Source organism: Streptomyces violaceus (genome assembly GCF_036014075.1).
Lineage (GTDB): Bacteria > Actinomycetota > Actinomycetes > Streptomycetales > Streptomycetaceae > Streptomyces > Streptomyces violaceus.
In genome coordinates, this window is the sequence record NZ_CP107911.1 from 1529510 (window position 1) to 1552985 (window position 23476).

Annotated in this window: 19 protein-coding genes; 6 read left to right on the forward strand and 13 right to left on the reverse strand. The window is 71.9% G+C overall.

Annotation, left to right across the window (positions count from 1 at the left end; translation table 11 throughout):
- Positions 1–24: 24 nt before the first annotated feature.
- The 12 genes from OG542_RS06900 to OG542_RS06955 all read right to left on the reverse strand — a co-directional run bounded on the left by OG542_RS06900 (position 25) and on the right by OG542_RS06955 (position 15771).
- Positions 25–957 (reverse strand): S66 peptidase family protein, encoded by a 933-nt coding sequence (locus OG542_RS06900; RefSeq protein WP_328409135.1) that lies wholly within the window; start codon positions 955–957, stop codon positions 25–27.
- The gene (locus tag OG542_RS06905; protein ID WP_328409137.1) at positions 954–2918 is read right to left on the reverse strand and encodes a prolyl oligopeptidase family serine peptidase; all 1965 of its coding nucleotides are present in this window, start codon (positions 2916–2918) and stop codon (positions 954–956) included. The genes OG542_RS06900 and OG542_RS06905 overlap by 4 nt, the downstream gene beginning before the upstream one ends.
- Positions 2919–2922: 4 nt before the next feature.
- Complete coding sequence (locus OG542_RS06910) at positions 2923–4236, reverse strand: M20/M25/M40 family metallo-hydrolase (protein WP_328409139.1); 1314 nt, start codon at positions 4234–4236, stop codon at positions 2923–2925.
- A complete protein-coding gene (locus tag OG542_RS06915) occupies positions 4229–5062 on the reverse strand; it encodes a M55 family metallopeptidase (RefSeq protein WP_261680186.1) in 834 nt (277 codons plus the stop codon). Before OG542_RS06915 ends, OG542_RS06910 begins: the two co-directional genes overlap by 8 nt.
- Before the next feature lie 71 nt (positions 5063–5133).
- Entirely contained in the window at positions 5134–6231 is a 1098-nt protein-coding gene (locus OG542_RS06920) for an SGNH/GDSL hydrolase family protein (protein ID WP_328409141.1), read from the reverse strand.
- Positions 6232–6322: 91 nt separating this feature from the next.
- The gene (locus OG542_RS06925; RefSeq protein WP_328409143.1) at positions 6323–8905 is read right to left on the reverse strand and encodes an FtsX-like permease family protein; all 2583 of its coding nucleotides are present in this window, start codon (positions 8903–8905) and stop codon (positions 6323–6325) included.
- Positions 8902–9582 (reverse strand): ABC transporter ATP-binding protein, encoded by a 681-nt coding sequence (locus tag OG542_RS06930; RefSeq protein ID WP_328409145.1) that lies wholly within the window; start codon positions 9580–9582, stop codon positions 8902–8904. Before OG542_RS06930 ends, OG542_RS06925 begins: the two co-directional genes overlap by 4 nt.
- Before the next feature lie 115 nt (positions 9583–9697).
- Positions 9698–10009, reverse strand: a complete 312-nt coding sequence (locus OG542_RS06935; RefSeq protein WP_184588531.1) for a hypothetical protein — start codon at positions 10007–10009, stop codon at positions 9698–9700.
- A 76-nt stretch (positions 10010–10085) separates the two neighbouring features.
- Entirely contained in the window at positions 10086–10373 is a 288-nt protein-coding gene (locus tag OG542_RS06940; protein ID WP_328417803.1) for a response regulator transcription factor, read from the reverse strand.
- A 31-nt stretch (positions 10374–10404) separates the two neighbouring features.
- On the reverse strand, positions 10405–12630 hold the full coding sequence (locus OG542_RS06945; RefSeq protein WP_328409147.1) for a SpoIIE family protein phosphatase: 2226 nt from the start codon (positions 12628–12630) through the stop codon (positions 10405–10407).
- A gap of 143 nt (positions 12631–12773) precedes the next feature.
- Positions 12774–15164, reverse strand: coding sequence for an MFS transporter (locus OG542_RS06950; protein ID WP_328409149.1), 2391 nt, complete (start codon positions 15162–15164; stop codon positions 12774–12776).
- 163 nt (positions 15165–15327) lie between these two features.
- Complete coding sequence (locus OG542_RS06955; protein WP_184590182.1) at positions 15328–15771, reverse strand: SRPBCC family protein; 444 nt, start codon at positions 15769–15771, stop codon at positions 15328–15330.
- 170 nt (positions 15772–15941) lie between these two features.
- Here OG542_RS06955 and OG542_RS06960 point away from each other — a divergent pair, with 170 nt between their 5' ends.
- The 4 genes from OG542_RS06960 (at position 15942) to OG542_RS06975 (ending at position 19672) form a co-directional block, all read left to right on the forward strand.
- Positions 15942–16979, forward strand: coding sequence for an Rv2578c family radical SAM protein (locus tag OG542_RS06960; RefSeq protein WP_311128601.1), 1038 nt, complete (start codon positions 15942–15944; stop codon positions 16977–16979).
- Between the two features lie 136 nt (positions 16980–17115).
- Entirely contained in the window at positions 17116–18693 is a 1578-nt protein-coding gene (locus OG542_RS06965; RefSeq protein WP_328409151.1) for an alpha/beta hydrolase, read from the forward strand.
- A 56-nt stretch (positions 18694–18749) separates the two neighbouring features.
- Positions 18750–19148: a RidA family protein gene (locus OG542_RS06970; RefSeq protein ID WP_193476916.1), complete on the forward strand. Its 399-nt coding sequence runs from the start codon at positions 18750–18752 to the stop codon at positions 19146–19148.
- Positions 19149–19168: 20 nt separating this feature from the next.
- Entirely contained in the window at positions 19169–19672 is a 504-nt protein-coding gene (locus tag OG542_RS06975) for a GNAT family N-acetyltransferase (RefSeq protein ID WP_328417805.1), read from the forward strand.
- Positions 19673–19674: 2 nt separating this feature from the next.
- Here OG542_RS06975 and OG542_RS06980 read toward each other — a convergent pair whose 3' ends face one another.
- Entirely contained in the window at positions 19675–20250 is a 576-nt protein-coding gene (locus OG542_RS06980; RefSeq protein ID WP_328409154.1) for an adenylosuccinate lyase, read from the reverse strand.
- Between the two features lie 331 nt (positions 20251–20581).
- On the opposite strand from OG542_RS06980, the gene OG542_RS06985 reads away from it, so the two are divergent.
- Positions 20582–22387, forward strand: coding sequence for a 3-hydroxyacyl-CoA dehydrogenase family protein (locus tag OG542_RS06985; RefSeq protein WP_328409155.1), 1806 nt, complete (start codon positions 20582–20584; stop codon positions 22385–22387).
- A 115-nt stretch (positions 22388–22502) separates the two neighbouring features.
- A complete protein-coding gene (locus OG542_RS06990) occupies positions 22503–23312 on the forward strand; it encodes a TetR family transcriptional regulator (protein ID WP_230529209.1) in 810 nt (269 codons plus the stop codon).
- Positions 23313–23476: the final 164 nt, after the last annotated feature.

A 23476-nucleotide genomic window follows, 5' to 3' on the forward strand; every position in this document is an offset into this window, starting at 1 on the left:
GACAGGATTTCAGTAACGGCATGATCAGCTCAGGGCCGGTTCGTCGAACGTCAACGTGCCGTTCCCGGCGTCCAGTTCGGCCACCAACCCCAAGGGCATCGTCAGCGCGCCCTCGCCGTGCCCGAACCCGAACTCCTCCACGACCGGGACACCGAGCCCGCCGAGCCGGTCGGCGAAGACCGCGCGCAGGTCCTCGTACGGGCCGCACGTCGCCCAGGACCCGAGCACGATCCCGGCGACGCCGTCCAGCCAGCCGGTGCGCAGGAGTTGGGTCAGATACCGGTCCAGGCGGTACGGGCTCTCGCCGATGTCCTCGATCAGCAGCAGTCCGCCCCGGGCCGCCGCGTGGGCGTGCGGGGTGCCGAGGTCGCTCGCGAGCAGGCTCAGACAGCCGCCCAGCGTGACGCCCCGGGCCCGTCCGGGCACCAGCGCGCTGCCGCCCGGGGGCACGGCCGTGAGGGTCCGCACGGACTCCGGCTCGAAGAGGGTCGCCCGCAGCTGCTCCTGGGCCCGGGCGTTCTTGAGGAAGTCGACGCCGGCGACCCCGGGGCCGTACAGGGTGACCAGTCCGAGGCGGGTGGCGAAGGCCTGGTGCAGGACGGTGATGTCGCTGAACCCGGCGAACACCTTCGGGCCCGCGGCCCGCATCGCCGCCCAGTCGAGCAGGTCGACCATGCGCTGCGCCCCGTACCCGCCCCGGGCGCACAGCACCGCGGCGACGGACGGGTCGCACCAGGCGTCCCGCAGATCGGCGGCCCGCTCGGCGTCCGTGCCGGCCAGGTAGTCCAACGCGCGGTGCCGGCCGAGCACATGGGGCGCCACCACGGGGTCGAGGTCCCAGCCGCGCAGGATGTCGAGCCCGGCCTGGAGCCGCTCCTCGGGCACGGGCCCGCTCGGCGCGACGACGGCGACACGGGCGCCGGGGGCGAGCCGGGGCGGTCGCGGTAGCTGGTTCACCTGTCGAGCTCCAAGGTCGGGACACCGAGCGGGTTGAGTCTGAACACCTGGGCGTACAAGGAGAGTTCGGCCTCCAGGGCGCGCACCATGGTCTCCGCCCGGCGGAACCCGTGCCCCTCCCCCTCGAAGGCGAGATAGGCGTGCGGCACCCGCCGCCCCTCCAGCCGGGCCAGGAACCGCTCGCACTGGACGGGCGGGCAGATCACGTCGTCCAGGCCCTGGAGCAGCAGGAACGGCACGCGGAGGCGGTCGGCGTGGGTGGCGGGCGAGCGCTCCGCGTAACGTGCGGGCACCTCGGCGAGCGGCCCGATCAGGCTCTCCAGGTACTGCGACTCGAAGTCGTGGGTCTCCCCCGTGCCCCAGCCGGTGAGGTCCAGGATGGGGTACTTGATCGTGCCGCAGGCGTAGACATCGGTCGTGGTGAGCGAGGCGGCCGCGGTCCAGCCGCCGGCGCTGCCGCCCCGGACGGCGAGCCGGTCGCGGTCGGCGGTGTTCTCGTCCGCGAGGGCCAGGGCGACGGCGGCGCAGTCCTCGACATCCACCACGCCCCACTGCTCGCGCAGCCGCTCGCGGTAGGGGCGGCCGTATCCGGTGGAACCGCCGTAGTTCACCTCGGCGACGCCGATGCCGCGTGAGGTGAAGTAGGCGATCTCCAGGTCGAGCACGAGGGGTGCGTGGCCGGTGGGCCCGCCGTGCGCCCAGACGACGTACGGCGGCAGTTCGTCGCCGGGCGGGACGCAGCCGGGATGGTGGGGCGGGTAGATGTGAGCGTGGATGTCGCGTCCGTCCGGGCCGGTGAAGGTGCGGATCTGCGGCTCGGGGTAGTACGCGGGGTCCACGGCGTCGTCGTGCTCGGCGCCGATGACGCGGGCGTGGCCGGTGGCGGCGTCCAGTTCCACGACCTCGTAGGCGCTGCGCGGGCTCGCCCCGACGGCGGCGACCAGTTCGCCGTGCGCGGCGAGGGTGGGCGCGAACTCGGTCCAGGGCCCGGCCGCGTCGACGACCTCGCCGGTCTCGGGGTCCAGGATGCCGAGGGCGGTGGCGCCCCGGCCGTGCACGACGGCGATCAGGCCGCTGTCGAGCGGCGCGAACCATCGCATGCCGAGCTTCCACAGCGCCCCGCCGAACTCCTCCTCGCGCGGGCACAGCGGCTTCCCGTCGAGGTAGAGGTTCCACCAGCCGCTGCGGTCGCTCGCGTACAGGAGGCGGCCGTCGTGGGTCCAGTCGGCCTGGGCGATGGACTCGCCGGGCCCGCCGGCCACGGTACGGGCGCCGTGCGGGGTGCCGTCGGGGCCGATGTCGGCGAGGACCAGTTCGGTGCCGTCCCACGGCATGCGCGGATGGTCCCAGGCGAGCCAGGCCGCCCGCCGCCCGTCCGGGGAGAGCTTCGGACCCGTCACGAACCGGTGCCGGGCATCGGTGAGTTCGCGTACCGCGTCCCGGTCCTGGGCGGCGGAGCCGTCGAGCGGGACCGCGGCCAGGACGCGGCGCACATCGGTGGGTCCGTCGCCGGTGAACTCCTCCAGCACGCACCACACCTCGCCCCGCTCGGGCCGCGGCAGCGGTTCCGCCCAGCGCAGGCCCGCGCCCACGGGGGACACCGGTGTGAGCGGGCGGGGCTCTTGGCCCGGCTCATACCGGTACAGCCGCTGGTCGGCGAAGTTCACGAACACCACCAGCGGGCCGTCGTCGCCCGCGCACGCGGCCCACGGGTGCCCGCCGTACTCGATGACCCGGCTGCGCACGTTCCACGGCGCGGGCAGCACCGGCTCCTCGGTGCCGTCGGCGTGCCGCCGCACCAGGGTGCGCCGGCCGCCCTCGGAGGGGCGGGGCTCGGTCCACCACACCTCGTCGCCGGCGAAGCCCACGTACTCCGGGTGCCCGTCGTGCGCGGCGGCCAGGGCCGCGTCGATGGGCGAGGGCCACGCCCCGTACGCCAGGGTCCGCACTCTCTCCCCCACTCCCCTAGGCCGTCCGCAGGAACCTGTCGAGTACCCGCACACCGAAGTGCAGCGCCTCGACCGGGACCCGCTCGTCGACCCCGTGGAACATGGCCCCGTAGTCGTAGCCCTCCGGCAGCTTCAGCGGTGTGAAGCCGTAGCCGGTGATGCCGAGGCGCGAGAACTGCTTGGCGTCCGTGCCGCCGGACATGCAGTACGGCACGACGTGCCCCTCCGGGGCGAACTCCTCGACGGCGGCCCGCATCCGGGCGAACGTCGCCGAGTCCACCGGCGACTCGAGGGCGACCTCGCGGTGGTGGAACTCCCACTCCACGTCCGGCCCGGTGAGCCGGTCGAGGGTCTCGCGGAACTCGTCCTCGCCGCCGGGCAGGTACCGGCCGTCCACGTGTGCCACGGCCTGGCCGGGGATCACGTTGACCTTGTAACCCGCGTTCAGCATCGTCGGGTTGGCGCTGTTGCGTACGGTCGACTCGACGAGCTTGGCGGCGGGGCCCAGCTTGTCGAGCAGCGCGTCGACGTCCGTCAGGTCGCTGTCGATGCCGTAGAGCGCGGCGAGTTCGGTGAGCGCCGCGCGTACGGTCGGGGTCGGCCGCAGCGGCCATGCGTGCTCGCCGATCCGGGTGATCGCTGCCGACAGCCGGGTCACCGCGTTGTCCCGGTTCACCTTGGAGCCGTGGCCGGCGCGTCCGCGCGCGGTGAGCTTCAGCCAGGCGGTGCCGCGTTCCCCGGCCGCGATCGGGTAGATCTGCCGCCCGTCGCCGTCGTGGAAGGTGAAGGCGCCCGACTCGCTGACGCCCTCGGTGCAGCCCTCGAACAGTGCGGCGTGTTCGTCGGCGAGGAACCCGGAGCCGTCCTCGGCACTGGCCTCCTCGTCCGCTGTGAACGCGATGACGATGTCCCGCCGGGGCCGTACGCCCTGCCGGGTCCAGGCGCGCACCACGGCGAGGATCATCGCGTCCATGTTCTTCATGTCGACGGCGCCGCGCCCCCAGACGACCCCGTCGCGGACCTCCCCGGAGAACGGGTGCACGCTCCAGTCGGCGGCCTCGGCGGGTACGACGTCCAGATGGCCGTGGAGCAGCAGCGCGCCGGCTCCGGGGTCGGTGCCCGCGACGCGGGCGACGACATTGGTCCGGCCCTTGGTGCGCTCCAGGAGCGTCGGCTCGATCCCGGCCCCGGCGAGCCGCGCGGCGGCGTACTCGGCGGCGGGCCGCTCCTGGCAGTCGCCCCCGCCCCGGTTGGTGGTGTCGATCCGGATCAGGTCGGACGTGAACGTCACGACCTCGTCCAGCGCCTGCCCGTCCACCTGCTCAGCCATACTGCTCCTCCACCGCGGCCGAGACGATCGTGGTGACCGCCTTGAAGGCGCGGATGCCCTCGTACATGGTCTCGCTCGTGCAAGCCACCTTCCGCTCCCCGATCCGGTCCACACCCGGCACGATCGTGGCGGCCATGGCCAGATGCTCCGCGTCGAACTCGACGGCGACGGTGAACGGTCCGCCGCGCACGGGTTCGTGACGCACCGCCAGCGCGGCGGCCTCCTTGGCCGCCGCCCGGATGTCGGCGGCGGTCCGGGCAGGGGTGCGGCACACCGCCGCGTACCGCGACACGTGGTCCTTCACCGCGACCTTCAGCGCCTCGGGCGCGTACCCGAGGGCGTCCTCGCAGGCGACGTCGTCCCCGGTGACCAGCACGACCGGCACCCCGAACTCGGCGACGACATGCGCGTTGAGGAGCCCCTCGCTCGCCCGTACGTCGTTCAGCCACACGCCCGTGATCTGGTTCGCGAGGTAGGTGTGGGCGAGGACGCCCTCCATGCCGGCGCCCGCGTGGTAGCCGACGAAGGCGATGCCGTCGATGTCGCCGTGCTGCACGCCCTCCACCATGGAGAGCTCCTTGTGCCGGCCGGTGAGCAGCTGGGCCCGTTCGTCCAGCCGCTCCAGCAGCAGATTGCGCATCGTCGCGTGCGCCTCGTTGATGATCACCTCGTCGGCGCCGCCGTCGTGGAAGCCGAGCACGGCGGCGTTGACGTCGGAGGTGAACAGCGAGCGGCAGCGCTCCCACTGCGCGGCGCCCGGCACGACGTCGTCCGGCCAGGTGACCCCGGTGGCGCCCTCCATGTCGGCGCTGATGAGGATTCTCATGACGACCCGTCCCGGATGGAGATCTTCATGGTTCGTCACGTTACGCGCTGCGGGCAGAACCGGCTACGACGTCACCAGCGGATCGGCAGGTCGCCGAGGAACGAGGTGAGCCGGTCGGCGAGGAGCCGGTGGTCCTGAGCCGAGTAGTGCCAGTGGCAGCCCGTGTGGTCCAGGTTCGTGTCGTCGAGCCGCCAGTAGCGGGCCCGGCTGTCGCCGGCGCCGGTGCGCTCCTGGACCACCTGCTCGACATGTCCGGCGAACGGGCCGGCACCGACGGCGAGCAGGATGGTCCCGGGCCCGTAGCGCGTCCGCAGCTTCTGGAGGAAGCCGCTGTAGGCGCTCCGGTACGCGGCGGCGAGGCTCTCGTCCGTCCAGGGCTCGCCCGGGTTGAGAGGGGTCGAGAAGTCGTTGGTGCCGAGGTGGACCACGACGAGCCGCGGCCGCCAGGTGCCCGGGTTCTGCCAGACGTCGCCCGGCACGTTCAGCAGCGCGCGGTCGTAGAAGGTGCGGTAGTTCTCCTCCGGCGAGCCTCCGTTGTAGTTGCGCACCATGCCCCGGCCCGAATAGGCGTTGATCTGGTAGTCGGCTCGCAGCCGCCGGGCGGTGAGGGCGGCATAGCTCACGTCGGCGTTGGTGGTGCGGGCGACTTGCTCGCCGGTGCAGTCGCGGGAGGCCGAGAGGTTGCCGTAGCCCGCGGTGAGGGAGTCACCGACGAACTCGATCTGGCGGCCGCGCGCCGTCGGCCGGGCCAGCACCGCCCCGCCCGGCGCGGCGACGAAGCCGCCGAACGCGCTGGTGGCCCAGGGGGTGTCGTTGCGTTTGACGAGCCGGACGGTGTGCACGCCGTCGCGCAGGCCGTTGACCCAGTGGGTGGTCTTCCCCGGCGTGACGAGGGTCGCGACGGTGGCTCCGTCGACCTGGACGTCGTAGTCGGCGGCCGGGTCGTCGAGCACGATGCCGACGCCGGTGCCCCTGATCCGGCCCTCGAAATACACGCCGGGCCAGCTGTACCGGAGCACGTCCCCGCCGTCCTTGACCCGCCCGGCGGTGTGCACGCTCGCCCCCACCGAGTCCTTGTCCGGTGCGGCGGCGGTGGCCACGGCGGAGGTACCGAGCAACACCATCGACGCGGCCGACGCGACCAGCATCCGTAACCAGGGCAACGTCATGACTGTCCTCCGAAGGACGAGACAGGTGCACGAACGGGCGGATAGTGACCGTACACCGACAAAAAACTCGGCCACCAGACCGCGTTCCGGCTCACTGTGCGGTCCTCAGCAGTGTCGTCACCCGGGAGCCGCCGAGACAGCCCGCCGCCACCGCTGCCGCCACGGCTCCCGCGGAGGCGGCGGCAAGCCCCAGCCACGGCCACAGCGACCAGCCGATGTCCAGGGAGAACAGCAGAGCGGGGGTGGCGACGGCGGTCACCCCGACCCCCATCAGCACTCCGAGGAGCGTCACCTGACCGGCGTACACACCGGTGAGCCAGGACCGGAACCGCCGGTCGGCGCCTGCGGCGGCCAGTGCCGACAGGTCCGGCCGCATCTCCTGAGTGGCGAGGCCCACCGTGAGGAAGGCCAGCGTGGCCGCCACCAGCATCAGCACCACCGCGCTGCCCAGAGTGGTGGCCCTCAGCACCTCGGCGGCGACCGGGCCCCGTTCCACCTCCAGCGTGAAGTAGCCACTGCCGATGTCCGAGGCGAGCGCTCCGCGCGCGCGGTCCTCCTGTTCCGCGGAGATCGAGCCCTCCGGCGCGGGAAGGTAGAAGTAGGCGGAGTTGGGCTGCTCGACACCGCCGAGCGCCTTGAGGCCGGCCGCGCTGACGTAGACCACCGGCAGGTTGCGGTACTCCGAACGCCGCTGGGCCGCGACCGCGTCGAGGCTCTTGGTGTCCAGCTCCGTTCGTCCCGTGTCCATGACGGGGGACTTCGGCGCGGTCACGGTCAGCCGGCCTCCCGGTGCGAGCCGCTCGTCCAGGACGACCGCGCCACCGGCGGACAGCGCCCCGCGCTCCCGGGCGGTGGGTTTCCTGCCGAGCACCGTGGAGAGGTCCGCCTCACGGATCACCATGACGGCGGAGGGCCGGTCGGGCAGCGGTGAAGCGGCCTGGTACTCGCCCCAGTAGGACCACGCGGTGCCGTCCGGGGCCGTGCCCTTGGGGGCCGGCGGGCTGGCGATGGCCATGGCCGTCAGCCGCTCGCCCCCGAGGGCCTCTTCCATGGCGGCGACGGTGGCGGGCCCGGGCACCTTCGTGGCGTAGGCGAAGGCCGAACCGTGCGGGGAGTTGGGCTCGTACGACTTGCCGACTTCCGCGGTGAGCCCTCCCATGGCCGCCAGGACGAGCCCGGTCAGCACCGTGAGGCTGGCCACCACCGTTCCCATGGTCGCCGAGCGGGACGCGGAGCGGGCCAGGAGCCGCGCCCCGATGCGCTGCATCAGCCGGAGTCCGTCGGCGCGGCCGGCGCTCGACGGCAGCAGCCTCCGTACGAGAATGCCCGTGCCGATGACCAGGCTCAGCGCCCCGATCATGACGGTGAACGGGGCCTTGAGCCACGCACCGGCGACGGCCAGCAGCAGACCGCAGGTCAGCAGGACGCCGAGCATCACCTGCCCGCGGCGCGGCGCACGGTCCTCGAAGCCGGCTTGGTCTCGCAAGGCGGCGACCACGTTGCCGCCGACTCCGCGTGCCGCGACCCGGGCCGCGATCGCCGGAGTGAGGACGCCGAGCAGTGCCAGGACCGCCGTCGGCCAGGCGTCCAGACGCAGCCCGCCCCAGAGTTCACCGTTGCGCTCCGCCGCCCACGGCTTCAGCAGCCACGCACCGGCCACACCGGCCCCGACGGCGAGTCCGGTGGCGAGAAGTCCCACCAGGATCCCCTGGTGGGTGATGACCGACCGCCTGGTCTTCGGTCCCGCACCGGCCGCGGCCAGCAGGGCGAGTTCACGTCGGCTGCTGCGGACGACGATCGCGTAGACAGCCCCCATCACCAGGCCGAGTTCGCCGAGCACCAGGACCGCCAGTCCGAGGACCCAGGCGGCCGCGGACTCCTCGGGAAGCAGGGAGTCCGGGGCGTCACGGGCGACGTCGAAGGCACTGGAGCGGGGTTCGAGGCGCCAGCCCTGCTCGGTCATGGCCCGCTGCGCCCCGGGGGTGAGCGCGTACGGGGTGTGCCACACGACGACGGTGCCGTCCTGCGCGGCGGCCATGGAGCTCTCCTGCCCGGGCTTGGGGAGAGCCGGTGCCTGGCCGGCGACGACGGCCGGGAGGGCCACCACGAACTTCCGCAGGGTGTCGGTGGGAATCGCCGCGATGCCGGTGACCTCGGCCTTGGCGCCTCCCTCGCCGAGGTCCACCCGGTCTCCCAGCCGTACCCCGAGCCGTGCCACCACGCTCGGCGAGAGGGCGACCTCGTCCGGTGCCCGCGGCGCCCTGCCGTCGGTCAGCACGAACCTGCCCCGGTGCAGCGGCCGGTCGAGTTCGAGGCCGTAGCCGAAGGAGTCGACCTGCAGACCGTCGGAGGAGACGGCGAGCGGGCCGTTGACCTCGGGGACGACCTCGAGGTCCCGGCCGACCGCGTCGGCCAGCGCCTGCGGCCCTTCGGCCAAGGCGCGCTCCGCACCCCGCTCCGCGACGAATTCGAGGTTGCGCAGCACCCCCTGCGACTGGCCGATGAGTGTGCCGACCCGTTCATCCTCGGAGATCTCACTGGTGGCCCGGAGCGTGACCAGCGTGACGGCCAGCGTCAGTGGAACCAGCAGCGCCGCCGTGAGGGCAAAGGTCCGCTTGCGGTCACGCCGTACTCGCCGTAGGGCGACCCGAAGGGCGATCCTGCGTGCGCTCACGCGGCAGCCCCGGTGCCTTCTCCGACGACGCCGTCGCGCATCCGGACGACGCGGTCGGCTCGGGCCGCGACCGCCTCGTCGTGGGTGACGATCACGCAGGTCGCCCCGGACCGCACCAGCGACTGGAGGCTGTCGAGGACCTGGGCGGCGCTGTCGCTGTCCAGCGCCCCGGTCGGCTCGTCCGCGAGGATCAGTCCACGGCCGCCCGAGAAGGCCCGGGCCAGGGCGACGCGCTGCTGCTGCCCACCGGAGAGCGAGTCCGGGTAGCGGTCGGCGTACGCTTCCATGCCCACGGAAGCGAGCGCCTCTCGCGCCTGCGCGCGGGCCTTGCGGCGGGACATGCCGTCGAGTTCGGCGGGCAGAGCCACGTTCTCCGCCACGCTGAGGATTCGGACCAGGTTGTAGTCCTGGAACACGTAGCCGATATGACGGCGCCTGTGCTGGTAGAGCTCCGCCTCCGCGAGGGTGTCGATGCGTACCCCGGCGACCATGACCGTGCCCGTGTCCGGGGGCTGCAGTCCGCCCGCCATGGTGAGCAAGGTGGACTTGCCGCATCCGCTGGGCCCCATGACCGCGGTGAGGGTGCCCTCGCGGGCTGTCAGACTCACCCCGCGCACCGCCTGAACCTCGACCTCGCCACTGCGGTAGCGCCGGGCCACGCCGTCCAACACCAACACCTGTGTACCTCATTCATCCGTACTCGACGATGGCTGCGAAACTGGATGAAGGCTGCCGGGCTGCTTTCCTCAGCCCGGCAGCCGTCAGTCGTGCTTCACCGCCGTTTCACACCGGTCAGCGGTGCTGGAAGCCCGACTCGCCCACGCCCCACGTGCAGCTGGAGGTGGAGAAGCTGGCTCCCGAGAAACTCCCGCCCTTGTAGGGCGAGTACACGGCGAACGGCGAGAGGTCGCACTCGCCGTAGAGGCGGACGTCGTGGGCTCCGCTGTGCGAGCAGCCGCTGGCCCACGCGTTGCCGCCGTTGCCGGAGTTGTGGCCCTGGTTGCTGCACGACACGGTGCCCGCCTGGGCGGGCAGCACGGTGGCGGCCGTCACGCCGCCGGCGAGCGCGGCTCCGATGGCCAGAGAGGCCAAAAGACGCTTCATGCGTTACCCCCTCAAGATCCGCTGACCGAAGTTCCCGGACAGCGGACCAGGTGTCCACGGCCGGGCTCTCCGACCGTCAGGTGTCACCTTTGCAACTCACGCCTCGCTCGCCCATCGGACCTTTGGGTATTGCCCCAAGGTCCGATAGCGCTTTCTGGGATCTCTGTGCTAGAAGGGCCGCTTCCACGCGGGATTCGACGCCGAGCTTGCGCATCAGACTCGTGAGGTGGGCCTTCACCGTGCGTTCGGCAATTCCAAGTCGATGCGCAAGCCGACGGTTCGAGTCACCTGTGACCAGCAGAGACAGAACCTCCAGTTCACGGCTGGTCAGTTCGGTCAGTTCCTTGAACTGCGATCCGTCAATCCCCGGATCACCGACCCGAAGGGTTGTCTCGTCACTCGGCGTTGGTGACGAGTTCGCTGACCAACAGCTCGGCTGGCGTGACCAGTTTCGCCAGGCCCCAGTCGTGCAGCTGCTCGCGGACCACCGCGCGGGCCCGGCCGGCCTCGGCCGGGTCGAGGGCGAGCCGCCACTCGGCGACGTCGTCCGGCTCGATGCCGTTCAGACGAGCCATCAGCAGCGCCACGTCGTCCTTGCGTCCGCCGCAGGTGTTGAGGGCGCGGATGATGGTGTCGCAGGCGTCGTCCATGGACGCCGCCGGGTGGGCGGCCGACTCGCAGAGCGTCGCGAGGCCCACGCCGATGTCCTCGCCGCGCACCTCGACCAGCCCGTCGGTGCACATCACCAGCCGGTCGCCGGGCTCCACCCGCACGCGTACCGCCTCGAAGGGCACTCCCCCGACGCCGATCGGCGCTCCCGTGGGCAGGTCCAGCAGTTCGCTGCGCCCGTCGCGGGCCCGGACCAGGACGGGTGGGATGTGCCCGGCGTTGGCGAGGCGCAGCTCGCTCGCGATCGGGTCGTAGACGGCGTACAGGCAGGTCGCGAGGTAGCTGTCGCCGAGGCGCTGGGCCAGGTCGTCGAGGTTTCGCAGGAGCTGGGCGGGCGGCAGGTCGAGTCCGGCCATGGTCTGCACGGCCGTACGCAACTGACCCATCATCGCGGCCGAGTTCAGGCCGTGGCCCATGACGTCGCCGACGACCAACGCGGTACGGCCGCCGGGCAGCTTGACCGCGTCGAACCAGTCGCCGCCGACCCGCCCGAGCAGCGTGCCCGGCAGATAGCGGGTGGCGATGTCGCAGCCCGCCATGCGGGGCGGGATGTGCGGCAGCATGCTGTCCTGGAGCGTCTCGGCGACGTTCTCCTGGTAGGTGTACATACGCGCGTTGTCGAGCACGAGGCCCGCGCGGGCGGCGAGTTCGGCACCGGTGACACGGTCCATGTCGTCGAAGACGGGCCGCTCCGGGTGCCGCAGCAGGATCATGAAGCCGAGCACGACATGGCGGGCCTTGAGGGGCACGACCAGCATGGAGCGGCCCGTGATGAGCGGCCGGATGTCGCGCTTCTCGAACTGCGCGGCGATGGCGTGGCCCATCTCCTCGCTGATGCGCGGCACGAGGACGGGTTCGCCGGAGGTCATGCACTGGAAGAACGGCGTGTGCGCGGGGAACGGCATGGCCTCCCCGACCGGTACGACATCGTCCCAGCGGCCGGGCTCGTCGGTGTGCTCCAAGGCGACGCGGTGCCACATGGTGGTCGTGTCGGGCACGCCCTCCGGGAACCCCTCGCCGGCGACGACCTGTTCGCGCAGATACGTCCCGGCGACGTCGGTGAACCGGGGCACGACGGCCCTGCTGACCTCGACGATCGTGCGGGACAGGTCGAGGGAGGTGCCGATGCGGCCGCTGACCTCGTTGAGGAACTCCAGATGCTCGCGGACGGCCGCGTACTCGAGGTCCTCGCCCTCGTCGCACAGCTCCTCCGGTACGGGCTCGCCGGCGGCCAGGGCCCGCGCGGCACGTTCCCTGCGTGCCCTGCGCTCGGCGCGCCGTGCCACGCCCCAGTCGGGAGTGACGGGCACCCGGTCGTTCTGGCTGAACTCCAGGATCGGATAACCGAGTTCGAGGACCTGCCCGACGATACGGGCGCTCTCGCCCACGCTCATGCTGGGCAGGATCTCGGGCAGCCGGCGGGCGAGCTCCTCCGCCCCGCGAAAGTCCGTGTGCAGCGCGAAACCGGGCGCTATCCGCGCCGGCGCCCCGTCGCCGATGCCGCCGGCGCGCAGCCCGTCCGCGTCGGCGGCCAGCACGAGCAGCCGTTCCGGCCCGGGGCCGATCAGGGGGTAGGCCCACCACAGGACGTCGACCCGGTCACGGCCGGGTGCGCTGAGCCGGGCGCGGCCCGCCGCCGGGTAGGAGAGGCCGCCGTCGAGGGACGATTCGAGATCGGGCCCGAGGCCGTCGCAGTCGGCGTACGGGCTGGTGTCCTCCTCCTCGGGCAGGGCGCCCGAGACGGGGAGCAGATCGAGGGCCGTGCGGCCGATCGCCTCGTCCTTGGGGACGCCGAACAGACGCCGCGCGCCCCGGCTCCAGTGGGACACGAGGCCTTCGCGGTCGACCACGACGACGGCCAAGGGGACCCGACCGGGCTCGGTGGGTTCCGTCACCGCGCCGTGTCCAGCTCCAGGGCTGGGAGATGCGTCCCTCTCGGTGCCACGGTCCATGGCCCAGGCCCTCTCTCCCCACGGATCCGCGAGATCTGTGCCGGCGTCACCACCGTACGGCGCCCGCCGGTGGCGATGTGAGGCAATGCGGGAATTGCTCGCGCGGGCCTCGCACCGGCGTACGACCCGCGCGCCGGTGCGCCTCAGTCCTCGTGTCCCAGCTGGAGGTCCCGCTCGGTGCGGCCTCCTCCGGCCACCTGGAGGACGGTGGCGACGGGCGGGTATCCGGCGGCGATGACGGTGTACTCGCCGGAGGACAGGTCGACGAACCGGAACGTCCCGTCGGGGCCGGTGGTGAGGGTGTCGACGACGTTGCCCGCCACGTCCAGCAGGGTCACGCGGGCGTCCTCCACGGGCCGGCCGCCGCCCGCCCGGACGGTGCCGCGCAGGACAGCGCCGCCGGACAGTTCGATGTCCCGGCGGGTCTCGCGGTCGGCCTGGACGGTGACGAGCAGCGCGGCCGGGCGGAAGGCGGGCGCGCCGGCGGCGAGGGTGTACTCCCCGGCGACCAGTTCGGTGATGACGTAGCCGCCCTCCCGGCCGCTGCGGGTGGTGGCCACGACCGCGCCGTGCGCGTTGGTGAGGGTGACGGTGGCGTCCCGCACGGGGGTGCCGTCGGCGGTGACGACGCTGCCGACGAGGTTCCCGGCGCCGCCCAGGACGATGTCCAGTTCGACGGGGCGTTCGCCGACCGTCACGGAGACCGCCTGCGGCTGGTGTCCGCCGGCGGCGGCGATCAGCACGTAGGCGCCGGGGCCCGGGGTGGGGAGCGCGTAGCGCCCGTCCTCGCCGCTCGCGCCGCGCCCGGTCTGCTGCCCGGTGACGTCGATGAGCGTGAGCGCCGCGCGCGGCACGACGGTCCCGTCGTGGTGCTGCACCGAGCCGCAGACGGGCATTCCGGCCGCGTGCGGTGCGCGCGCCTGCGGGATCGCGGCGTTCCCGAGCGCCGTGTCCGGGTCGGTGGCGGGGGCGTTGTGGGACACCAGTGGTTTCTCCTTGAGGAAGAAGGCGATGACCAGTCCGAGGACGAGCACCGGCACCAGGTAGAGGAAGATCCGCGGCATGGCGTCGGCGTACGCCCGGATGTAGCCGTCGCGCAGGGCCGGGGGCAGCGAGTGCACGAGCTGCGGGGTGATGGCCTCGGGCTCGGGCAGCCGGTAGTCCGCGCCCGTGGGGAGGCGGTCGGCCAGCGCGTCGGCGAGCCGGCCGGCGAAGAGGGTGCCGAAGACGGCCGCTCCGACACTGCCGCCGATCTGCCGGAAGTAGTTGTTGGCGCTGGTGGCGGTCCCGAGGTCGGCGGGGCGCACCGAGTTCTGCACGGCGAGGATCAGCACCGGCATCACCATGCCGATGCCGGCGCCGAGGACGGCCGTCCAGATGCTGTAGTGCAGCCGGGGCGTGTCGGCTTCGAGGCGGGAGAGCAGCCACATGCCGGCGACGGAGAGGGCGCCGCCGAGGATCGGGTAGGCCTTGTAACGGCCGGTGTGGCTGATGAGCTGTCCGGCGATGATCGAGGCGACGACGATGCCGCCCGTCATCGGCAGCATGAGCAGGCCCGACTCCGTGGCGGAGACCCCGTCGACCATCTGCAGCCAGGTCGGCAGGTAGCTGGCGGCGCCGAACAGTCCGGCTCCGGTCACCAGGCCGATGAGACCGGTGACGTTGAAGACGGAGTCCCTGAACAGCCGCAGCGGGATGAGGGGTTCGACGGCGAAGTGCTCGACGACGAGGAAGAGGACGGTCGCCGCGGCCGCTCCGGCGCCGAGGCCGAGGATCACGCGCGAGTCCCAGGCGTACTCGGTGCCGCCCCAACCGGTCAGCAGCACCAGGCAGGTGGAGGCGGTGGTCAGCAACAGCGCGCCCAGGATGTCCAGCCGGGCCCGGGCGGCCGGCTTCGGGAGCTTCAGCGCGACGGCGACGACGGCCAGGGTGACCAGGCCGAAGGGCACGTTGACGTAGAAGCACCAGCGCCAGGAGAGGTGGTCCGTGAAGTAGCCGCCGAGCAGTGGTCCGGCCACGGAGGCGAGGCCGAACGCGGCGCCGATCAGGCCCAGGTAGCGGCCGCGCCGCCGGGGCGGCACGATGTCCGCGATGATCGCCTGGACACCGATCATGAGGCCGCCCGCGCCGACGCCCTGGAGGGCGCGGAAGGCGATCAGCTGGTCCATGGTCTGCGCCCGGCCCGCGAGCGCGGAGCCGGCGACGAAGACGACGATCGCGAACTGGAAGACGCCCTTGCGGCCCAGCAGATCGCCGAGCTTGCCGTAGATCGGCAGTCCGACGGTGGCGGTGAGCAGGTAGGCGGTGATCGTCCAGGACATCCGGTCCAGGCCGTGCAGCTCGCCGACGATCTTCGGGAGCGCGGTGGCGACGATCATCTGCTCCAGGGCGGCCAGGAGCAGGGCCGGCATGAGTGCGAAGAAGATCAACCGGACCCGGCGAGGGCTCAGTTCGGCGGCCGGGGCCGGTGGTGGGGCGGGGATGTCGGGTGGCGCCACCGCCGGTTCGTCCTGCGCCAGAGTGATTCCGCCCACCTACCGCTCCCCTCGCCGCGCTGCCGCACAATTCCCACGTAAAAGCGACAACTATGAGCAAGCACGACGAGTTACGGCATGCGGCGGGTCCGCCCGGAGATCACCCGAACCGGTGAGGAGGCGCAACGGCCCCCGCAAGGCTGGATCTTGGGGAGGCGGGCGGTTACTTCTCGACCTCGGAAGCGAGCTTGACGAGCATCGCGTCGTAGATCCGGCCGAGGCCCTTGGGGGCGAAGGTCTTCTCGAAGAAGCCGCCGATGCCGCCGGCGCCGGTCCAGGTGGTGGTCACGACGACCCGGGACTTGCCCTCGCCGGCCGGGGTGACCCGCCAGGTGGTGACCATGGAGGAGTTGCGGTCCTTCTCGACCAGCTCACCGTCGGTGGGCTCGCTGACCTCCAGGAGGCAGTCGCGCACACGCTTGCTGGTCGCCTGGAGCTTCCAGTGGACGAGGGTGCCCTCGCCGTCGCCGCCCTCACGCACCTCGTACTCGCTGAAGTGCTCGGGCAGCAGCTTCTCGCGCGTGCCGCTGTAGTCGGCGAGGGCGTCGAACACCGTCTCCGCGTCCGCCGCGACGATCCGCTCCGTAGTGGCCTCGACCTGCGCCATCAGGTTCCTCCAGGACATGGTTTCTCGGGGGTCGGGGCAAGCCAACCACCCCGCTGCCCGGCCCCCCAAATCGGGGTCCCCGAACCCGGTCGAACACGTTCGTAAAACACCCTCGCACGATCAAGGGAACATGTGTTCTATTCTGTGGGCAGTGCTACCGAGGAGGCGTCATGCGCTGGGACAACCTCACAGAGGACTCCGAACACAGCCGGGCCGACGCCGCGCTGTTCGGCGCGGACGCCGTGACCACCCGTACCTTCGACACTCCGGAGTTCCGCGGGATCACCTTCCACGAGGTCCGGGCCCGCTCGATCATCAACCGGGTGCCGGCGGTCTCCCGGATGTCGTTCCAGTGGACGGTCAACCCCTATCGCGGCTGCTCGCACGCGTGTGTGTACTGCTTCGCGCGCAAGACGCACAGCTATCTCGACCTCGACACGGGCCTGGGCTTCGACTCCCAGATCGTGGTCAAGATCAACGCGCCGGAGCTGCTGCGCCGCCAGCTCGGCTCGCGCCGCTGGCAGGGCGAGCACATCGCGATGGGCACGAACGTGGACTGCTACCAGCGCGCCGAAGGCCGCTACCGCCTGATGCCGGGCATCATCTCGGCCCTGCGCGATCACGCGAACCCCTTCTCGATCCTGACCAAAGGCACGCTGATCCTGCGCGACCTGGACCTGATCAAGCAGGCCGCGGAGGTGACGGACGTCGGCATCTCCGTCTCGGTCGGCTTCACCGACCCCGAGTTGTGGCGCACCGTCGAGCCGGGCACGCCGGCGCCGGAGCGGCGCCTGGAGGTCGTACGGACGCTGGGCGAGCACGGCATCGGCTGCGGTGTGCTGATGGCTCCGGTGATCCCGTTCCTGGGCGACCGGCCGGACCAACTGCGGGCCACCGTGCGGGCGATCGCGGCCTGTGGCGCCACGTCCGTCACACCGCTGGTGCTGCATCTGCGGCCCGGCGCCCGCGAGTGGTTCATGGCCTGGCTGGGTCAGCACCATCCCTACCTGGTGGCCCGGTACGAGCGGCTGTACGCGGAGGGCTCCTACGCCCCGAAGTGGTACCAGCGCCGGATCACCCGTCAGGTCCACGAACTGGCGGAGGAGTACGGGATCGGGCCCACGCGCGCGGACCTGCCGCGCCGGATCCGGCCGCCCGAACCGGCCGAGCCGCCGACGTCCGAACCCACCCAACTGTCGCTCATATAGGAGCGTTCGAGCGCATCTCGCGACCCAATCGGGTCAAGTCTTGACAGAAAACGTTCTTCCAGAGCCGCTTGCCGGGACGAATCGGCGATGACCGTGAACTCCGCGGTCCGACGCCTCTCCGCCCTGGAAGGACTCCATGAGAACACGCGCAGCCGTGCTGTGCGGCGCTGCCGTCGTGCTGGCCGGGAGCCTTACGGCCGTGCCCGCCGAGGCGAGCGCACCGCACTCCGCGGGAACGTTTCGCGCCGCGAAACCCGGCTGGAAGAAGTGCGGCACCACCGACTATCCGATGCTCCAGTGCGCGTCTCTCAAGGTGCCGCTCGACCACGCGAACCCGCGCGGTCCGCAGATCACCCTCGCGCTGTCCCGCGTCCCGCACACCGCCGCGACGTTCCAGGGCCCGCTGCTGGTCAACCCCGGCGGTCCCGGCGGCGACGGTCTGGCGCTCGCCGGTTTCGTCGCGACCTCGCTGCCCAAGAAGGTGGCGGCCCAGTACGACGTCATCGGCTTCGACCCGCGGGGAGTGGGCGAGAGCAAGCCCGCGCTGGACTGCGAGCCCGGCTACTTCGGCCCGGTGCGCCCGGACTCCGTGCCGAGCACGCCCGAGGCCGAGCGGGCCAACCTCGCCCGCGCCAAGTCCTTCGCCGTCGCCTGCACCGAGAAGTACGGGCACCTGCTGCCGTACATCAACACGGTCAGCGCCGCGCACGACATCGAAGCGATCCGCCGGGCACTGGGCGCGCGGAAGATCAACTACTTCGGCTACTCCTACGGCACCTATCTGGGCGCGGTCTACGGGAGGCTGTACCCGCAGCACGTCCGGCGCATGGTCCTGGACTCGATCGTCGACCCCACCGACGTGTGGTACACGGCCAACCTCAACCAGGACCACGCCTTCAACGACCGCCACCGCGCCTTCCTGGCCTGGGTCGCCAGGCACGACGAGCGGTACCGGCTCGGCACCGACCCGGAGAAGATCGAAGCCACGTGGTACGCGATGCGGGCGGCGCTGGCCAAGAATCCGGCGGGCGGCAGGGTGGGCGCCGCGGAGCTGGAGGACACCTTCGTCCCGGGCGCCTACTACAACGGCTACTGGCCCTATCTGGCGGAGGCGTTCGCGGCCTATGTGAACCGCAAGACCACCGCGCCGCTGGTCGAGGTGTACAAGAACTTCGGCGCGATCGACGCCGCCGACGACAACAGCTACAGCGTCTACACCGCGGTGCAGTGCCGGGACGCGTTCTGGCCGCGTGACTGGCACCAGTGGCGCAAGGACAACTGGGCGGCGTACGAGAAGGCGCCGTTCATGACCTGGAACAACGCCTGGTACAACGCACCGTGCGCGTTCTGGCCGACCGACGCGGCGCGTCCGGTGAGCATCGCCAACGGGCAGCTGCCGCCGGCCCTGCTGTTCCAGGCGACGAACGACGCGGCCACTCCGTACGAGGGCGGCGTCACCGTCCACGACCTGCTGGCGCGCTCCAGCCTGGTCGTCGAGCAGGGCGGCGGCAACCACGGCATCACGCTGAGCGGGAACGCCTGCCTGGACAAGTACCTGGCGACCTATCTGTCCGACGGCACCGTGCCGCGTGGCTTCGGCACACGGGACGCGACGTGCGACGCCCTGCCGGACCCCAAACCGCTGACGTCGAAGACGGCGTCGATGTCCGCGCGCGGCTCGACACTGCACCGCCTGCTCGGTTTCCGCGGCTGAGCACTTGACCGTCCGTCGGGGCGGGCGCTGTCAGACCCGTGGTCCACAATGGATCCATGAGCGAGCTGACGAGGATTCCCGCCCCGGACGGGGTCGCTGCCGCCGCCCAGTACAGCCATGTCGTCATGGGCACCGGCCGTTTCGTGGCCGTCGCCGGTCAGCTCGCGCTCGACGAGCGGGGCGGGCTGGTCGGCGAGGGCGACCCGGCGGCGCAGGCCCACCAGGTCTTCGAGAACCTCGGGCGCTGTCTGGCCGCCGCCGGGGCGACCTTCGACGACGTCGTCAAACTCACCTACTTCGTCACGGACATGGCCCATATGCCGGCCATCCGTGCCGCCCGCGCCGAGCACATACCCGACGACCGGCTGCCGGCCGCCTCGGCAGTGCGGGTCGCAGGGCTGGTCCGACCGGAATTCCTGATGGAGGTCGAGGCCTTCGCCGTGGTGGCGGAGTGAAGGGGCTCCGGGTCCGGGAGATGGCGCTCGCCGACTGCGACCGTGTCGCGGAGATCCGCATACGCGGCTGGCAGAGCGCGTACCGCGGCCTGATCCCGCAGGCGTACCTCGACGGCCTGAGCACCGCCGAGGACGCGGAGCGCCGCCGTGCGCGCTTCGCGCAGGCCGACGGCGGCGTGGTGAACCTGGTCGCCGAGGACGCCGGGGGCGAACTCGTCGGCTGGGCCTGCCACGGCCCGTACCGGGACGGTGAAGTCCGTACGCCGGACGCCGAGTTGTACGCCATCTACGTCCACCCGGAGCACACGGGACGCGGCGTGGGGCGGGCGCTGCTCACGGAGTCGGTGGAGCGCTGTTCCCGCGCGGGGCACGGCCGGCTGCTCCTGTGGGTCCTCAAGGAGAACGGCCGGGCCCGCCGTTTCTACGAACGGGCCGGCTTCCACGCCGACGGCGCCGAGGAGCCCTTCGAGGTGGAGGGCACCACCGTCCCCGAAGTGCGCTACGCGAGCCCCCTCCCCCGCTGACCTCACCGCTGCTTCGGAATCCTCCCCAGCGCACGCACCGCCGCCTCGGCGAGCACCGGATGGGCGAGGGCCTCGTCCAGTACGGGCCTGGCCCGGGCGTCGCCGAGCGTGCCGAGTCCGTCCACACAGGCGAGGGCCACGCGACGGTAGGGGTCGTGCGGCCGCAGCCGCCGCCGCAGGGTGGTGATCAGCGCGGGTACGGCCTCCGGGGCGCGCAGCTCGACCAGGAGCCGCACGGGGTGGAGGGCGTAGGCGACACGCAGTTCGTTGGTGGCGAGGGCGGCGGCCGCGCGGGCGGTGCGCGGGTCGCCGAGGCGGGCGAGGGCGTAGGCGGCGGAGGCGCAGCGCGGCGGGTCACGGTGGTTGAGCAGCAGCACCAGGGCCTCGAAGGCCCGCCGGTCCCCCGCGAGCCCGAGCCGGAACGCGGCCAGTTCCCTCGCCCACAGCTGCTGCCCGGGTTCGGTCAGCACGCCTGCCAGGGCATCGACGTCATCGGTCGCCACGAGCCGCTCGAACGTGGGCGTCGCCCCCGACTCCTGCCGTAAGCGCAGCGTGAGTGATCGCAACTCTTCGTCCATGGGTGAGAGAGTAGGGGCGCCGCGAGCTGCGCGGGACGTACATCACAAAGACGAGGGCTGGCGCGCTCGTTACCCGCCAGTTAAGCTCAGACGAGCGAGTTACCCACTCGTATTTCCTCGCGGCAGTCTGGTGACGCGGCCGTCGTGAGAGCAGTCGGTTCGGTACTTCAGGTACCGCGGTGCGACTCGGCCCCGGGACAGGGCCGGTCCTCCCTTCACCGGGCGTGTGCGCTTGCAGCCCGGCAACACCCGCACTTCTCACGCACCCGGTGCGCCCCTCGGCGCACCCGGTCGTGTTCCCCGTCGTCACCCTCATTCCTGGAGTCCCGCGATGGCCACTCCCCTTTCCGACCCGTCCCAGTCCCCGCTGCAGACCATCGCCGTCGTCGGCCTCGGCACGATGGGCACCGGCATCGCCGAGGTCCTCGCCAAGGCCGGTCGCACGGTCGTCGGCATCGACATCAGCGAGGCCCAGGCCGCGAAGTGCGTCGCCGCCCTGGAGGCCTCCACCGCCCGTGGCGTCGAGCGCGAGCGGCTGACCGAGCAGGACCGTACGGACATCCTCGCCCGGGTCCGCACCTCCACCGACCTCGGGGCGGCGGCCGACGCCGACCTGGTCATCGAGGTGGCGCCGGAGTCGTACGAGGTCAAGCAGCAGATCTTCCGGGAGCTGGACGGGATCGTGCGCCCCGAGACGATCCTGGCGACCGGCACCAACGCCCTGTCCGTCACCCGGCTGGCCGCCGACTCCTCCCGTCCGGAGCGGGTGCTGGGCCTGCACTTCTTCAACCCGGCCCCTGCGATGCGGCTGGTCGAGGTCGTCTCCTCGGTGCTGACCGCGCCGGCGGCCGTCACGGCGGTCACCGACCTCGCCCTGGACCTGGGCAAGGAGCCCGTCGCGGTCGGGGACCGCCCCGGATTCGTCGCCGACGGCCTGCTCTTCGGCTACCTCAACCAGGCCGCCGCGATGTACGAGGCGAAGTACGCCTCCCGCGAGGACATCGACGCCGCGATGCGGCTGGGCTGCGGGCTGCCCATGGGCCCGCTGGCGCTGCTGGACCTGATCGGCGTCGACACCGCGCGCACGGTCCTGGAGGCGATGTACGCCGCCTCCCGCGACCGCCTGCACGCACCGGCCCCGATCCTCAAGCAGCTGAGCGAGGCGGGCCTGACCGGCCGTAAGGCGGGGCGTGGTTTCTACACGTACGAGGCGCCGGACAGCCCGGTCGTCGTGCGGGACGCGCTGACCCCGCTGGAGGGCGGCAGCCTGACCGCGGGCCGGGAGGTCCGCTCGGTCGGTGTCGCGGGCTCGGGCACCATGGCCTCCGGTATCGCCGAGGTCTTCGCCAAGGGCGGGTACGAGGTGGTCATCGCCGCCCGCAGCGAGGAGAAGGCCCAGGCCGCGAAGGCCCGGATCGGCAAGTCCCTGGCCCGCTCGGTCGACAAGGGCCGGCTGACCGCCGAGGCCGCCGCGCAGACCCTGGACCGCATCACGCCGACGGGCACGTACGACGACTTCGCCGACGTCGACCTGGCCGTGGAGGCGGTCGCCGAGGACCTGGAGGTCAAGCGGCAGCTGTTCGCCGCGCTGGACAAGGTCTGCAAGCCGGGCGCGATCCTGGCCACCACCACCTCGTCCCTGCCGGTCGTCGCCTGCGCCCGTGCCACCTCGCGCCCGCAGGACGTGATCGGCATGCACTTCTTCAACCCGGCGCCGGCCATGAAGCTGGTCGAGGTCGTCCGTACGGTGCTGACGGCCGACGACGTCCACGCGACGGTCCGCGAGGTCTGCGGCCGGATCAGGAAGCACGCGGTCGACTGCGGGGACCGGGCGGGCTTCATCGTGAACGCGCTGCTGTTCCCGTACCTGAACAACGCGATCAAGATGGTGCAGGAGCACTACGCGTCCCTCGACGACATCGACGCGGCGATGAGGCTGGGCGGCGGGTACCCGATGGGCCCCTTCGAGCTGCTGGACGTCGTCGGACTCGATGTCTCGCTCGCCATCGAGAAGGTCCTGCACCGCGAGTTCCGCGACCCGGGGCTCGCCCCGGCGCCGCTGCTGGAGCACCTGGTGGCCGCGGGCTGCCTCGGCCGCAAGACCGGCCGTGGCTTCCGCGAATATGCCAAGCGCTGAGGGTCCCGGCGACTGGTTCCGGTCCGGCACCGAGTGGGGTGGCCTGCTCGGCCCGGACCGGTTCCACGAACCAGGCCATGCGCAGCGAGCTGCGCACATGCAGTACGTTCAGGGCATGCCCCAGCCCGCCAAGTCCTCACGTACACCAGCTACGACCGACGCGCCGGAACGTGCCGCAGGCTCACGCGCCGCCGTCCAGCGGCTCAAGATGCGCCGGGAACTGGCGGCCGCCGCGATGGAGCTGTTCGCGACCAAGGGGTACGAGGCGACCACCGTCGACGAGATCGCGGCCGCGGCCGGGGTCGCCCGACGCACGTTCTTCCGCCACTTCCGCTCCAAGGAAGAGGCGATCTTCCCCGACCACGACGACACCCTGATCCGTGCCGAGGCGGTGCTCAACGCCGCGCCCGCGCACGAGCATCCGCTCGACACGGTGTGCCGCGGCATCAAGGAAGTCATGAAGATGTACGCGGCCCGGCCGGAGATCTCGGTCGCCCGCTACAAGCTGACGCGCGAGGTGCCCACGCTGCGCGAGGCGGAGATCGCGTCGGTGGCCCGCTACGAGCGCCTGTTCACCCGCTATCTCCTCGGACACTTCGACGAGCGCGCGCACGCCGACGACGCCAACGACGACCCGCTGCTGGCGGAGGTCGCCGCGTCCGCCGTGGTCACCGCCCACAACCACGTCCTGCGGCGCTGGCTGCGGGCCGGCGGGCAGGGGGACGTGGAGACGCAGCTGGACCACGCCTTCGCGATCGTGCGCAAGACCTTCGGCACGGGCATCGGGGCCGGGCGCTCCACGGACCCTCAGCCGGCCGCGGCCACGGCCTCGGCCCAGGGCGAGGTGCTGGTGACCGTCGCCCGCACCGACGCCCCGCTGGACGAGGTCATGCGGACGATCGAGCAGGCGCTCAAGGAGCGCTGAGCAGCTCGCACCACTGTGATGACGGCCACCCCACGGGGTGGCCGTTTTGGCATGTCAGGGGCCGTTTTGGCGTACCTGACCGACGCCATTCGATCGATCATCGCTCATTTGTTACGTAAAGATTTCATCTGAGAGCAAGTTCTGGCACTCAGTGCCTTGCGAGG

Bases quoted from the DNA above. Each gene is read 5' to 3' on its own strand.
- OG542_RS06910 (WP_328409139.1), bottom strand. From the start codon at position 4,236: ATGGCTGAGCAGGTGGACGGGCAGGCGCTGGACGAGGTCGTGACGTTC.
- OG542_RS06915 (WP_261680186.1), bottom strand. From the start codon at position 5,062: ATGAGAATCCTCATCAGCGCCGACATGGAGGGCGCCACCGGGGTCACC.
- OG542_RS06920 (WP_328409141.1), bottom strand. From the start codon at position 6,231: ATGACGTTGCCCTGGTTACGGATGCTGGTCGCGTCGGCCGCGTCGATG.
- OG542_RS06935 (WP_184588531.1), bottom strand. From the start codon at position 10,009: ATGAAGCGTCTTTTGGCCTCTCTGGCCATCGGAGCCGCGCTCGCCGGC.
- OG542_RS06945 (WP_328409147.1), bottom strand. From the start codon at position 12,630: ATGGACCGTGGCACCGAGAGGGACGCATCTCCCAGCCCTGGAGCTGGA.
- OG542_RS06955 (WP_184590182.1), bottom strand. From the start codon at position 15,771: ATGGCGCAGGTCGAGGCCACTACGGAGCGGATCGTCGCGGCGGACGCG.
- OG542_RS06960 (WP_311128601.1), top strand. From the start codon at position 15,942: ATGCGCTGGGACAACCTCACAGAGGACTCCGAACACAGCCGGGCCGAC.
- OG542_RS06965 (WP_328409151.1), top strand. From the start codon at position 17,116: ATGAGAACACGCGCAGCCGTGCTGTGCGGCGCTGCCGTCGTGCTGGCC.
- OG542_RS06970 (WP_193476916.1), top strand. From the start codon at position 18,750: ATGAGCGAGCTGACGAGGATTCCCGCCCCGGACGGGGTCGCTGCCGCC.
- OG542_RS06975 (WP_328417805.1), top strand. From the start codon at position 19,169: ATGGCGCTCGCCGACTGCGACCGTGTCGCGGAGATCCGCATACGCGGC.
- OG542_RS06980 (WP_328409154.1), bottom strand. From the start codon at position 20,250: ATGGACGAAGAGTTGCGATCACTCACGCTGCGCTTACGGCAGGAGTCG.
- OG542_RS06985 (WP_328409155.1), top strand. From the start codon at position 20,582: ATGGCCACTCCCCTTTCCGACCCGTCCCAGTCCCCGCTGCAGACCATC.
- OG542_RS06990 (WP_230529209.1), top strand. From the start codon at position 22,503: ATGCCCCAGCCCGCCAAGTCCTCACGTACACCAGCTACGACCGACGCG.